General features: G+C 59.0%; 14 protein-coding genes and 1 tRNA gene. 6 read left to right on the top strand and 9 right to left on the bottom strand.

The features are described 5' to 3' along the window. From ACQRA4_RS05515 to ACQRA4_RS05505, 3 genes are all read left to right on the top strand, one after another. Complete coding sequence (locus tag ACQRA4_RS05515; protein WP_427822090.1) at positions 1 to 903, top strand: NAD(P)-dependent oxidoreductase; 903 nt, start codon at positions 1 to 3, stop codon at positions 901 to 903. 215 nt (positions 904 to 1,118) lie between these two features. Then, complete coding sequence (locus tag ACQRA4_RS05510; RefSeq protein WP_427822089.1) at positions 1,119 to 3,074, top strand: alpha-amylase family glycosyl hydrolase; 1,956 nt, start codon at positions 1,119 to 1,121, stop codon at positions 3,072 to 3,074. Positions 3,075 to 3,129: 55 nt separating this feature from the next. Beyond that, a tRNA-Pro gene (locus ACQRA4_RS05505) sits at positions 3,130 to 3,206 on the top strand. Positions 3,207 to 3,353: 147 nt separating this feature from the next. Here ACQRA4_RS05505 and ACQRA4_RS05500 read toward each other — a convergent pair. The 9 genes from ACQRA4_RS05500 to ACQRA4_RS05460 form a co-directional block, all read right to left on the bottom strand. Next, a complete protein-coding gene (locus ACQRA4_RS05500) occupies positions 3,354 to 4,685 on the bottom strand; it encodes a glycerate kinase type-2 family protein (RefSeq protein WP_427822088.1) in 1,332 nt (443 codons plus the stop codon). A 315-nt stretch (positions 4,686 to 5,000) separates the two neighbouring features. Next, positions 5,001 to 5,447, bottom strand: a complete 447-nt coding sequence (fliE, locus tag ACQRA4_RS05495) for a flagellar hook-basal body complex protein FliE (RefSeq protein WP_427822087.1) — start codon at positions 5,445 to 5,447, stop codon at positions 5,001 to 5,003. Between the two features lie 26 nt (positions 5,448 to 5,473). Next, entirely contained in the window at positions 5,474 to 5,914 is a 441-nt protein-coding gene (flgC, locus tag ACQRA4_RS05490; protein ID WP_427822086.1) for a flagellar basal body rod protein FlgC, read from the bottom strand. Positions 5,915 to 5,927: 13 nt separating this feature from the next. Beyond that, on the bottom strand, positions 5,928 to 6,341 hold the full coding sequence (flgB, locus tag ACQRA4_RS05485) for a flagellar basal body rod protein FlgB (RefSeq protein ID WP_427822085.1): 414 nt from the start codon (positions 6,339 to 6,341) through the stop codon (positions 5,928 to 5,930). 408 nt (positions 6,342 to 6,749) lie between these two features. Continuing rightward, positions 6,750 to 7,289 (bottom strand): 3'-5' exonuclease, encoded by a 540-nt coding sequence (locus ACQRA4_RS05480; RefSeq protein ID WP_427822084.1) that lies wholly within the window; start codon positions 7,287 to 7,289, stop codon positions 6,750 to 6,752. Beyond that, positions 7,286 to 7,705, bottom strand: a complete 420-nt coding sequence (locus ACQRA4_RS05475; RefSeq protein ID WP_427822083.1) for a hypothetical protein — start codon at positions 7,703 to 7,705, stop codon at positions 7,286 to 7,288. Before ACQRA4_RS05475 ends, ACQRA4_RS05480 begins: the two co-directional genes overlap by 4 nt. Positions 7,706 to 7,734: 29 nt before the next feature. Beyond that, entirely contained in the window at positions 7,735 to 8,223 is a 489-nt protein-coding gene (locus ACQRA4_RS05470; protein ID WP_427822082.1) for a thermonuclease family protein, read from the bottom strand. Between the two features lie 175 nt (positions 8,224 to 8,398). Further along, entirely contained in the window at positions 8,399 to 10,630 is a 2,232-nt protein-coding gene (feoB, locus tag ACQRA4_RS05465; RefSeq protein ID WP_427822081.1) for a ferrous iron transport protein B, read from the bottom strand. 148 nt (positions 10,631 to 10,778) lie between these two features. After that, entirely contained in the window at positions 10,779 to 11,054 is a 276-nt protein-coding gene (locus tag ACQRA4_RS05460; RefSeq protein WP_427822080.1) for a DUF2325 domain-containing protein, read from the bottom strand. Between the two features lie 453 nt (positions 11,055 to 11,507). On the opposite strand from ACQRA4_RS05460, the gene ACQRA4_RS05455 reads away from it, so the two are divergent. Genes ACQRA4_RS05455 through ACQRA4_RS05445 form a run of 3 tightly spaced genes read left to right on the top strand, consistent with a single transcriptional unit; the run spans position 11,508 to position 12,993 of the window. Continuing rightward, positions 11,508 to 12,017: a response regulator gene (locus ACQRA4_RS05455; protein ID WP_427822079.1), complete on the top strand. Its 510-nt coding sequence runs from the start codon at positions 11,508 to 11,510 to the stop codon at positions 12,015 to 12,017. Between the two features lie 8 nt (positions 12,018 to 12,025). Then, positions 12,026 to 12,625 carry an HD-GYP domain-containing protein gene (locus ACQRA4_RS05450; protein ID WP_427822078.1) on the top strand — a complete coding sequence of 200 codons (600 nt, stop codon included), beginning with the start codon at positions 12,026 to 12,028 and terminating at the stop codon, positions 12,623 to 12,625. Between the two features lie 17 nt (positions 12,626 to 12,642). Beyond that, entirely contained in the window at positions 12,643 to 12,993 is a 351-nt protein-coding gene (locus tag ACQRA4_RS05445) for an Hpt domain-containing protein (RefSeq protein ID WP_427822077.1), read from the top strand. Positions 12,994 to 13,055 lie beyond the last annotated feature (62 nt).

Raw genomic sequence — 13,055 nt, 5'->3', positions numbered from 1 at the left:
ATGGCGGAAAAACTGCGTATCGGCTGGATCGGAACCGGCGTCATGGGTTCGTCCATGGCCGGGCATCTGTTGACGGCGGGCTGGCCGCTGACCGTCTACAGCCGCACCAGGGCCAAGGCCGACGCCCTGATAGCCCGGGGCGCGCAATGGGCAGACAGCCCGCGCGCCGTGGCCGCCGCATCTGATATCGTCTTTTCCATAGTGGGCTTTCCCAGTGACGTGGAGGAAGTCATGCTGGGCGAAAACGGCGCCTTGCGCGGGCTGGCCGGGGGCGGCATCGTCTGCGACATGACTACCTCCAGCCCCGCTCTGGCCCGGCGCATCGCCGAAGCGGCGGCCGCCCGGGGCTGCGCCGCGCTGGACGCGCCTGTGACCGGCGGCGATGTGGGCGCGCGGGAAGCCCGGCTTTCCATTTTTGTGGGCGGCGACAAAGCGGCCTTTGAACGCGCCGAGCCCTGCTTCGCCAAAATGGGGCAACGTCTGCTGCACTGCGGCCCGGCCGGTTCCGGCCAGCAGGCCAAGCTTGCCAATCAGGCGGCTGTGGCCGGGGTTATGTTCAGCGTGTGCGAATCGCTGCTTTTCGCGCAGGAGGCGGGCCTGGATGTGGCCCAATGGCTGGAGCTGGTCGTACCCGGCGCGGCGGGAAGCACGGCCATGGGCACTTTGGGCCGCCGCCTGCTCAAGACCGACTACGCCCCCGGCTTCTTTATTGATCATTTCATCAAAGACCTGGGCCTCTGTCTGGAGGAATGCCGCCGCCTGCGTCTGGTGCTGCCGGGCGTGACTCTGGCGGAAGAATTTTACCGCATGATGCAGGCCCAGGGCCACGGCCGTCAGGGCACGCAAGCGCTGATCCAGTGTCTGGCCACGCTTTCCGGCAAGGAATGGCGTAAACACGACTGACATGGCCCCGCCCGGCCGGCGTTCGCTCCATTCTGAACCGCCGGCCGGGAAAGCATGCCGCGCCTGAGCCCCGCCGCTGTCGGGCTGAACAACGCAGACAGACATCCTGTGAGGCCGCCATGCCCTTTTGCCCGCCTCGAAATCCGCTGGAAGATCCATCCCTGGAACCGTATCGGAATTTTCTGCTGCGCCGCAGCCGCCGCTTTGAGGAGGAAATGAGGCGCATCACCGCGCAATACGGCTCGTTGCGCGCCTATGCCAATTTGCATGCCAGTCTGGGGCCGCACCGCGTCAAAAACGCCAGAGGCGTGTACCGCTGGCGCTGGCGCGAATACATGCCCCAGGCCGGCGCCGTCTGGCTGACCACGGACAAGCTGAATTTCCAGCGCCATGCCAGCCACCGCTTCCAGCGCAAGGAAGACGGCATCTTTGAACTGATTCTGCCGCCGGATGCCCTGGCGCACGGCGACTATGTGGAACTGCGCGTACAGCTTCCCGCGAAGCCGGATGCTTTGGCGCAGAAAGAATGCCGCCTGGACGCGCCGCCGTTGCGCCGTGTTCCCGCCTTTGCCCAGTGGGTGGAACAGGACAAAACCGTGCCCACCCAGTGGTGCGCGCGGCTCTGGGCCCCCGCGCAGCCTTATCGCTTTTGCCATCGACGTCCCGGCGCGTCGATCTTCCCCCGCATTTATGAAGCTCATGTGGGCATGGCGCAGTCATCCCTGAGCCATCATGGCGAAAGCGTGGGCAGCTACGCCGAATTCAGCCGCTCCATCCTGCCCAGAATCAAGGCGAATGGCTACACCGCCGTGCAGCTCATGGGCATTCTGGAGCATCCCCTGTACCGCTCTTTCGGCTATCAGGTCAGCAGCTATTTCGCGCCCAGTTCGCGCTACGGCACGCCGGATCAGTTCAAGGCGCTGGTGGACGCCGCCCACGGCCTGGGCCTGTCCGTGATTCTTGACATAACCCACGGCCACGCCTGCGCCAATACCGAACAGGGCCTGGCCTGTTACGACGGCAGCCGTTACTTTTTCAGCGAAAAGTTCAATCAGTGGGGTACGCCCTCTTTTGATTACAGCCAGGAAATGACGCGTCGCTTTCTGCTCTCCAACTGCCGCTACTGGCTGGAGGAATTTCGTGTGGACGGCTTCCGCTTTGACGCGGTGGGCAACATGCTCTACCTTGATCACGGCGTGGACGATGATTTTTCGCATGTGGGGCGCTGCTTTTACGGCAAAAATGGTGAACCTCGCGCGGATGAGAATGGTGAACTCTACCTCTGCCTGGCGAACGCCCTGAGCCACGAGCTGCGGCCCCGGGCCATGACCATTGCCGAAGAATTTTCCGGCATGCCCGGCCTGACCTGCCCGCCGCATGAAGGCGGTCTTGGCTTTGACTATCGTTTTGCCATGGGCATTCCCGATTACTGGGGAAAATGCGTCAAGGCCCCGCGCGACATGGGCAGCCTGTGGCACGAGATGACCAACCACCGGCCCTATGACCGCACCATCAGCTATGTGGAATGTCACGACCAGTGCATCAACGGCGACGACGCCATGATCTGGCGGCTGATGGGCGACGACATGTACCATTATATGTCTGTGGACAGAGAAAACTGGAATGTCTCGCGCGGTCTGGCCTTTTACCGTCTGATGCGGCTGATCACCCTGAGCGCCGCGGATGCGGGCTATCTCAACTTCATGGGCAATGAGTTCGGGCACCCGGAATGGCTGGACGCCGAGGCCCACGCCCATCGCCAGTGGCACCTGGCGGATCGGCCCGATCTCAAATATGCCGGCCTGGCCGCCTGGGACAAGGCCCTGCTGCGCGATCTGGTGGCCGCGCACGAGGCAGACTTCCAACAGGCCCCGCTGTTCCGCTACATCCATGAGGAACAGCGCCTGCTGGCCTTTGAACGGGGGCGACTGCTCTTTGCCTTCAACTTCCACGAACTGGAGGCCAGGCAAGAGCTGACCTTTGCCGTGACGCCGGGCAAATATGTGGAACTGCTCTCTTCCGATGAAAAACGCTTTGCGGGGCACGGCAATCTGAGCGTGACGCGCCCGCCGCTGGCGCACTTCACCAAACCGCTGCCAAATCGCTATGAACAGGATGTCAGCCTCTATCTGCCGCCGCTGGTGGCCCTGACGCTGTGGCGCGAAGATTAAAAAGACGGAAAAATTCTTGACAGAAACGCCTATGCCGCGTAGTTATCTCTCGCGTCGGGATGTAGCGCAGTCTGGGAGCGCACTTGAATGGGGTTCAAGGGGTCGAAGGTTCAAATCCTTTCATCCCGACCAGTTATGAGATTACCCCGAAGGGAGCCTGAAAATTCAGGTTCCCTTTTCTCGTTTTGCGGGTTCCAAAATCCACGTGGGTTTTGCCTGTCGGCAAAAAGGGAGATTTTTCCGCTCGCCTGACCAACAGCCCATTAATGTGGCCTGACTCTAGGGCCGCTCCACCAAAAGCACCGCCAAATCCATAACATTGGTGCGAGTAGGCCCGGTTATCAGCAGATCGCCGCTCAGCGTCAGCGCCGCATTGCTGTCGTTTTCGTCCAGCAGGCTTCTGGCGGCCTCACGTCCCCCCATCCTGGTCACACTGTCGCTGAAGGCGAAGCCGCCCGCCGCGCCGGTGGGGCCGTCCGTACCGTCCGTTCCCGCGAAAAGAGCGCAAACGCATGGCTGATCTTCCAGTTCCAGGGCGGCCGCCAGGGCCATCTCCTGATTGCGTCCCCCCCTGCCCCTGCCCTGGATGGTCACAGTGGTTTCCCCACCGGCCAGCAGGCAGAAACCCATGTCGTCCGGCCCCAGAAGCTTGCTGCGACGCCGGGCTTCGCGCGTCAGCTCCACGGCTTTTTGCCGGGCCTCGCCCGTCATTCTGTCGGTCAGCACGCAGGGAACATAACCGCAAGCCTCGGCGGCGCGCGCGGCGGCATCCAGAGCCTGGCGGTTGGTGGCCGCCAGTATGTTCCGCACCCGGCTGAAAAGAGCATCGCCCGGCTTGGGCGTTTCCGGCACGCGCCCGGCCAGACCGGCGCGCAGATATTCCCGCACGGCCACAGGCAACCTGTTTTCAAGGCCAAAACGAGCGAGTATTTCATGGCAGTCGGCAAAGCTGGAGGCATCCGGCGCTGTGGGCCCGGAGGCAATGACATCCAGCGGGTCGCCGACCACATCGGATACAATGACGCTGAGCACGGATGCGCCGCCGGCGGCGCGGGCCAGTTGCCCGCCGCTGAAGGCCGACAGGTGCTTGCGCACGGCGTTGAGTTCGTGAATGGCGGCCCCGCAGTCCAGCAAAAGCTGGGTGGTTCGCTGCAGGTCAGCGAGATTCAGACCCGGAGCGGGAGCCGGCGTCAGGGCGCTGGCCCCGCCCGTGAGCAGGCAGATCAGCAAGTCCTGTTCCGTGCAGGTTCGGGCCATGTCCAGCATGCGCGCGGCGGCCCGCACGCCGGACTCGTCCGGCACGGGATGCCCGGCCTCGGCCTGCCGTATTCGCTTCAGAGGCAAGCCGTGATCGTACTTGACAACGATAAAGCCTTCATCAATGCGTTGCCCCAGCATATCCTCCAGAGCAAGAGCCATGGGCGCGACGCCCTTGCCCGCCCCCAGCACCCGCACCCGACGGCCGGCCAGATTCTGGCCGCGACCGTCCGCCACAAGCGTGAGGCCGCCCGCTCCGTCAAGGTGCATATGACGCAAAATAGCTTCATCTGGAGCCACCGCCTTCAGAGCCGCGTCCAGAATACTCCGCAATATTGTACGTTGTCGCTCCATATATGCTCCGTCCCAAGGAACTGAGTTGCACAAATTGCGCTTGCGCGGCCAGCAAGGCATGCTTCAAGCGTGAACTTGCCAGAATTCAAAAAATATTCCGGGCCGGCGCGGCCGGAAAGAGCCGGCGGCCCATGACAATGAGCTTCATGAACAGCGACGCGAAAGAGAAATCATGTTTGGCGGGCTCAAGGGCTGGCCCGAAATTGCCATGCGCTGTGAACGATGCGGCGCGTATTCCTTTTCGCCTTTTGCGCCGCCATTGGCATCTTTTATATTAATGCCTTGAACCCGGACGCTAGCCGGTGAAGCGTTCATTTAGAATTGCATTTTGGAAATTTCTTTATACGCCTCCAGCACCTTGCCGCGCACGGCGCTGGTCAGTTTCATGGCCAGGCTGGACTTCTGCATGGTGATCATCAGCTCGTGCACGTTCTGCGTGCGCCCGGATGCGAAATCGTCAATGGCCTGGGCCTTGGCGTTTTGCAGCTCATTGACCTTGTTCAGGGAATTTGTGACCGTACTGGTAAAGCTGTTGTCCGGCACAACAGGGGTATGCTGCTGATCCGGATAGCGAATGAAGTCGGCCTGCGCGCCGAAGGTTTCCCCCTTGTCCACACTGTCGCGCAGCAGACTCTGATCCAGAGTGCGGGAAAACAGCGTCTGCTTGCCCACGGGCATGCCCTGCTTGAGAGAGCTGTCCACCTTGTTGAAATGCCGCAACGCGTCGCTGTAAGCCCGCAAGCCCAGTGCCTGAACGCTCATAACCTACTCCTTGCTGCCTGCGAAAACTATGGTTTGCCTATTTCAAGAGCCTTGTTGTACATGCCCTTGATGGCTTCCACCGTGGTGACGTTGGCCTCATAGTTGCGCTGGGCGCTCATCAGGTTGGCCATCTCCTCCACCACATTGATATCTGGATATGAAACATAGCCCTCGGCATTGGCGTCGGGATGCCCCGGCTCATAAACCTGTTTGAGCGGGCGTTTGTCCATTGTCACGGCCATAACGCGCACCCCCTTGAGCTCACGGTCCAAAGCCGAGCGCATGTGCACGGAAAAGGGATCATCCACATCCGTGGCGGCCTGAACCACCGTGCGCCGACGATAGGGGCCGCCCAGCGGCGTGCGCGTTGTCTTGGCGTTGGCCAGGTTCATGGCGATGGTATTGATGCGGGTGCGATCCGCCGTGAGCCCGGAAGCTCCGATATCAAGCGCTGTCAGAAAATCCATGACGATCTCCCGGCTAAACCTGTTTGCCGTCCGCAATGACGGTGGATATGCCCTCGAACGTCTTGCTCATAACCTGGGTCAGGGCCGTATATTGCAACTGATTTTTAGCGTGCTTGGCCATTTCCTTGTCCAGATTGACGCGATCTTCGCCGTGAATCTGACGAGGTTTGAACTGTTTGGACCACTCGGGGCCGAAATTGTCCGGATTGAACGCCGCGGGCATGTGCCCCTCGCTGGTGATGCTCATGCGGCCCCGCATGTCAAGCCCCAGCGCGCTTTGCAGCTCTTTTTCAAAAGCAAGTTCGCGCGGTTTGTAATTGGGGGTTTCCACGTTGGCCAGGTTGCTGGTGATCACGTTCTGCCGCTGAAGCTGCATGTCCATGACCCGACCGACAAGACCAATCTGGCTGTTGAACAAACTCTTCATAACGCCTCCCGCATTCCCGAGAGAAATGCATGCCCAGGACAAGCAAAGAGCGTTCCAGAATAAACTATTATAATGAATCAAACATATTATATGATAAAAACGGAGGCGGCGCCAAGCATTTGGCGTAGCGCGCTTTCGGAAAACAAAGCGGAACAGGCATGGCGTCAGGCTTTCGTCGGCTGCACGCAAAACCAGAGCCTGGGCCGGAACGGCCCATAAAGCGTTTCAGCTTGAAACGCCCTGCCGGCGGAGAACGCCGGCAGACGCCGCGAGACGCGGGGCCGCCTGTTGACGTGCAGGCGCCGGTAGCGCGCGCCTTTGAACTTTGACTCTGTCAAAAGTCAAGATTCATTCTGCGGGAAATAAGCCAGCGGCATAAGAAGCGGCAGAGACGGAATTTTGCCGGGTTCAGAGGCGCATCTGGGCGTCCGTAACGCCCAGGGCGCGCAGACGCAGATAAACCTGAGCGCAGGCTTGCGCGTCAGACGCGGCATTGTGGTGATCCAGGGCGATGTTGAAATATTTGCAAAGCTGATCAAGTTTCTTGGACGGCAGAGGCAGGCTGCGCCGCGCGCCCTTCAGGGTGCAGAGAAAGGGCGTATTCGGCGCGGGCTGTCCGGCGGCCCGGCAGCAGGCCGTCAGCACGCGACGGTCAAAAGAGGCGTTGTGCGCCAGCAGAAAACGCGCGCCGCGCAAAAAAGCGACCGCCTCCGGCCATGCCTCGGCGAACGTGGGCGCATCCTTGAGCATGGGCCAGGTCAGACCGTGAATTTCCGTAAACATCACCCGTGTGGAGGGCGGCCGCAACAGGCTGTAAAAACAGTCCGCAACGCGACCGCCCTCAATGCGCGCAAGCCCCACGGCGCAGGCGCAGTGGGCCGCATAACCGGATGTTTCAAAATCTATGGCCACGCAACAGGATGTGGCCGGGATGCCCGCGGAGCTCACGCGGCGGCGCTTTTGGCGGCTTCGGCCAGACGCGCGGCGATATAGTCGCGCATGGTCGCGTCGTCCTTATCCAGGTTGAAGCAACAGGCGTCCTCGCCCATCAGCCCTTCCGGCACATAGTCGCCCAGTTCTTCCGGGTCCGTAATCATATCGGCGTAAAAGCAGACAGACAGCCAGCGGCTTTCAGGCTCATCGTCCACCACATCCACAAGCGCGAAAAGTTCGCGTTGTCGCTGCGCCTCATGCCGGGCCCGCAGGGAATAGCTGACGCCCGGCCGGGCCTTGAAATTCAGGCTCACGCCGGGCAGATTCGCGAGAAAGTCCCTGTAGGCCGTGAATGCCTGACGCGCGTTCAGAGGGTCGGCCCGCCAGTTGTCCAGAAAATCCCGCACCTCCTGCGGGCATGCAGCGCTCATATCCGCTCCTTTGTGTTTTCCGCCGCCGGTCATCGGCTCCACTGCCAGGGCGGCGTGCTCATATTCAGTCCCCACAGGCCGCGCCGGTTCACAACGGCCTGATGTTCCTGAATGTACCAGCGGCGGCAGAACATGGCCTTGCATGTCAAACGGTTCACCCAGGCCAGGCCCTCAATCAAAAGCTGGTAGTTGACGGATTTTCCGGCTACCTGCACCAGCGCGTTCATGGTGAGCTGGTCGTCCGCGCCCACACTGTCCACGCTCACTTTCGTGCCTTTCGGCATCAGACGGAGCAGAAAATCCCGCGCTTCGCGACCGAAAGGCTGCCTCTGCGACGGGGCGTCAATGCCATAAAAACGAAGGATGACAGAGGGTTCATCCCTGTCCGGCCGTTCACAGACCGAAATGGTGTTGCCGTCTTCCACCCGCACCACATAGGCGTCCCAGGCGTGCGCGCCGGTGCAGAAGCAGAGGGAAACGAGCAGGACCAGCAGACAGGCTCCGGTTCGAGTAGCCATATGCCCTCCCGCACCCGGACACGCCGGAAGCAACAGGTTATGCCGGCCATGTCGTCGGGCTGACGGGGCCAGAGTACAATCCCAATAATGCCCGCGCCGCACAACCTTTGTCAAGGCGGGCGGCGCGGGCTCTCATCACGGTCGCGTTCCGGCGGGAACGGGCTATCTTGCCGTTTTATCCCCAGACAGCCCTGCCCACCTGATAGGCCGTCACAGCCACCGCATAGGCCAGCGCCGTATTGAACACTATGCTGAAGACCAGCCATCCCCAGCTTCCCGCCTCCTGCCGGATGACCACCAGAGCAACGAAGCAGGGGGAATAGAGCAGCACGAAAAGCATCAGCGACAGCGCCGTGGCCTTGGACCAGGCGGCGTCCCCCTTGAGGCGCTCGGCCAGGGGGGCTGCGTCTTCAGGATCCTGCTCACCCAGCGCATAGGCGGTGCCCATGGTGGCCACCACGGCTTCCTTGGCGGCTATGCCGGCCAGCAGGGCAATATCCGTGCGCCAGTCAAAACCGGCGGGCCTGGTTACGGGCTCAACAAGTCTGCCGAGGCGCCCGGCCGCGGAGTAAGCCAGTTCCTCCTCGCCAAGCTGGTCACGCACGCCCGCCAGTTCTTCCTCCAATGCCTCGCGCTCCGCCGCGCCTTCAGGGAGGGCGCTGAGGCGCGTCTCTATCTGTTCGATTTTCTGTTCATACGGAGCGGCGGCGTCTTCAGGCAGGGAGGGAAAGGTCATCGCGGCCCAGATTATCACCGAAATGGCCAGAAGCACGGTCCCGGCCTTTTTCAGATACATCCAGGCGCGCTCCCAGCAATGCAGCAGCACGCTGAACAGGGTAGGCATGCGGTAGGGCGGCAGCTCCATGACAAAGGGCGTGGCTTCGCCCTTGACGATGGACGAGCGCAACAGGCGCGCCACCACCAGGGCCGCCACCCAGCCGGCGATCATGATCAGAAACATGACCGTGGCCGCGTTTTCCGGAAAAAAGGCTCCGGCCAGCAACAGAAAGACCGGCAGCTTGGCCCCGCAGGTCATGTACGGCAGGGTCAGCAGGGTCGCGAGCTTTTCCTTGGGGCTGCGCAGGGTGCGTGTGGCCATGGCGCCGGGGATGGCGCAACCGCCCGCGATGCCGCCGGAAACCACATAGGGCATCACAGAAGCGCCATGCAGGCCGAAGAAGCGGAAAATCCGGTCCATCATATAGGCCATGCGGGCCATATAGCCGCTGTCTTCCAAAAATGAGATCAGGGCGAACATGATCATGATCAGGGGCACGAAGCTGACCACCCCGCCCACGCCGGCAATAATGCCATCCACCACCAGAGACTGGGCCAGCCCTTCGGGCATGACGTCGGTGCAGAAGTCGCCCAGCCAGGCAAACGCGTCCTCCACCCATCCTTGGGGATACGCGCCCACCTCAAAGGTAATCTGATAGATGAGGTACAGCACGCCCAGCATGATCAGCGGCCCCAGAAAGGTATTGGTGAGCACCTTGTCCAGCTTGTCGGAAAGAGCCAGACGATCCTTGCCCGGATCCTGCCGGATGATGCCGTCACGCAGCAGGCTGTGGATATAGCCGTACCGATGGTCGGTAATGACGGATTCCATGCTGGCGTTGAGCGTGCCGCGCACATGGGCTGTGGTTTTTCTGCACAGTTCCTCCAGCTCTGCCGCCAAAGACGCATTGTCAGCGGCGGCTTCGGAACGGATTTCTTCATCGCCCTCCACAAGCTTGAGGGCCACCCAGTGCGGATGATAACGCCGCGCCAGCATGCCCCCGCCGCTGATTTTCTTCTCCAGAGCGGCAATCAGGGCATCGAGATCAGAGCCGTAGGAGAGGCGCAACGGTTCCCGCTTGCCCTCGCGGGCCAGCTCAAGCGCCGTTTGCATCGCCTTTTGCAGGCCCTCGCCCGTGCGGGCCACCATGGGCAGCACCGGAATGCCGAGCAAATGGCCCAGCCGTTCCATATCAATATGAATGCCCGCCTCCCTGGCCTCGTCCATCATGTTGCAGGCCAGCACCACGGGCATGCCCATTTCCAGCATTTGCACGGTCAGCAGCAGATTGCGTTCCAGCGCGGAGGCATCCACCACGTCAATGACGGCCTGCACGTTGTTGCCCGCGAGTTCACGCCGGGCCACCAGTTCTTCCTGGGAATAAGCGGTCAGACTGTAGGAACCGGGCAGGTCCACCAGCGTCACGGGCTCACCGCCGAAAACAATGCCGCCCTCTTTTCTGTCCACCGTGACGCCGGGATAATTGCCCACATGCTGGCGGGCCCCGGTATAGCCGTTAAAGACCGTGGTCTTGCCGCAGTTTGGATTGCCCGCCAGCGCAATGCGCACCGCCGCGCGCGAATTTTCCCGCGCATTTTGCGCCGACTTGAACTGCCTCACCGCACTCATGCCCAATCCTCCTCTTCGGCGTGTCGGACGTCAGGCATGTCCAGCCGCCCGCAATCCGCCACCCTGATATGACCCCACTGACGGATCATGGTAAAATGAAATTCATTTCCTGTGCCAAATAACCAGTCGTCCCTGAAATGTCAAGCGATCATGATGAGCGCAGGCACTCGCGTAAAGACGATACACCGCAGGAATGAACCATGCGGATGGGGATATTGCGCGCACGCGCAAGCTGCATGGCCTTGCGTTTGGCCTCGTGGGAAATCTTGTTGGTAAATACGATCACCGCATCAGGATTGCCGATTTTTTCAACAAAATTACGCTCATTGCGGCTGATGCATTTGAGACTGTGCCCGCCCTCTCTGGCCGCCGCCATGTATTCGGGCTTCAACCTGTCCATACCGCCAATCAAGGTAACGCACATGATTTTTCTCCTGGTTGTGGCTTTTCCGCTGACCCCATGGCGGAAAAGCCGTTCCCGCTGACGTTGTTCCTTGATTTTTATTGAAAATGAATTTCAAAGTCAAGAAGATTTTCACAAATCATTCCAGAACAGGACATTCTCCGAGAAGCAGACAAACTGAGAGGTTTCGCCGACGAATGACGCCCGCCCTGCGTCCGCGCTTTTTGACGCTTTCGATATGCCGCGCATGACGGCAATGACAATCCAGCATATAACATACTAGCATAGTATGAAAACCAAATAAAGATGCGACAGGCGCATGGGGTCAGAAATTTTACTCTCATGACAATATTGACTAACTGTTGATTTTTCATATATAAAATTATTTTCGGCACACACGCGATATCGCTTCCTCACGCCAGGCCGCTGATTTGCGCGCTCCTTCCCCAATAACTGCAACTGCGTGACAATAAAATGAAATACCTGCCCAGCTTGATAGAAACAATCGAAAATTCCATACATGAAAAAGCTACGCCCAATATAATTCTTATTGTTGACGATGATGAAATAAATCGTGATATCCTTGGCAATATTTTTACTGCGGATTATTCTGTTGAACCAGCTGAAAACGGAAAAGAATGCCTCGAGAAAATACAGAAATACGGGCAGCAAATCTGCGCTGTTCTTCTGGATGTGATCATGCCTGTGATGGGCGGTATTGAGGCATTGAAGAAACTCAGCGAAGACGGCGTCGTCAATAATATTCCTGTCTTTCTTATTACAGGAGAAACAGACGTACATATTATCAAACAGGCATATGAACTCGGCGTGATGGATGTTATCAGCAAGCCTTTTTCTTCATATATTGTGCAGCGACGTGTGAACTCGGTCATTGAATTTTTTGCATCACGAAAACGCCTTTCCAATGTTGTGGATCATCAACAGAATCAACTGCTGAAACAGGCAAAAAAATTCTGCATCTGACTATGGGGATGATAGAATCACTTTCGACCGCCATTGAATTTCGCAGCGGCGAATCTGGCGCGCATATCAGAAAAATACATGACATAACCAAGCTGTTTCTTGAAAGCTCCCCACTGGGCAACAATTTTTCCACAGAGGAAATCGAGCATATTTCTTTGGCCGCCGTCATGCACGATGTGGGGAAAATTTCCATTCCCGACGCCATCCTGAACAAGCGGGGCCGGCTTACCCCCGAAGAATTTGAGGTTATGAAAACGCATACGACGGAGGGGGGGCAACTTCTGGAGAAAATTCCGCAAATGAAGGAATTGCCTTTTTTTTCATATGCCTATGATATTGCCAAATATCATCACGAAAGATGGGACGGACGCGGTTACCCGGAGGGACTCAAGGGCGACGATATTCCCTTATGGGCGCAAATCGTCTCCATCGCAGACGTGTATGACGCCCTGGTCAGCCCGCGCTGCTACAAGAAAGCGTTCAGTTTTGAAGTGTCGCTTGGCATGATTGTCGGCGGCGAATGCGGCGTTTTCAATCCCCAAATATTGACGTCTTTTCAGGAAATTGAACCCAGGCTTCGCAGTCTCTATGACAACAGGTCGGAATAAAAAATAAGGAGACAACCATGGATCAGGCAAAAAAAATGCGGCTTGAGGCGGGCGGCATTATGGTGGACGAGGCGCTTGAACGCTTTATGGGGAATGAAGCCATGCTTGAGCGCTATCTGCAGAAGTTTCTCAACGAAAAAAGCTATGCCCTGTTGCGGGATTCGCTGGCCGCAAGCGATTGGGAGACGGCGGGCAGAGCGGCGCATACGCTGAAAAGCGTGTGCGGCTCCATAGGATGCGCGGCCATGCAGAAGCTTGTCATTCTGCAAGAAAGTCATATTCGCGCCGGTGAATGGAAAGAGGCCGTCGATATGATGCCAGAGATAGCCAGCAGCTATGAAAATCTTTGCAATGTAATCCGGGCATAGCATGGAAGGCGAAAAAATGGCGCATCAACATATCGACTCTATTGCATATCCCATCAACAATA

The sequence above is a fragment of the Desulfovibrio sp. SGI.169 genome, assembly GCF_050313595.1.
Lineage (GTDB): Bacteria > Desulfobacterota > Desulfovibrionia > Desulfovibrionales > Desulfovibrionaceae > Desulfovibrio.
The sequence above is the reverse complement of the archived record's forward strand: the minus strand, read 5'-3'. Positions and strand labels throughout refer to the sequence as shown.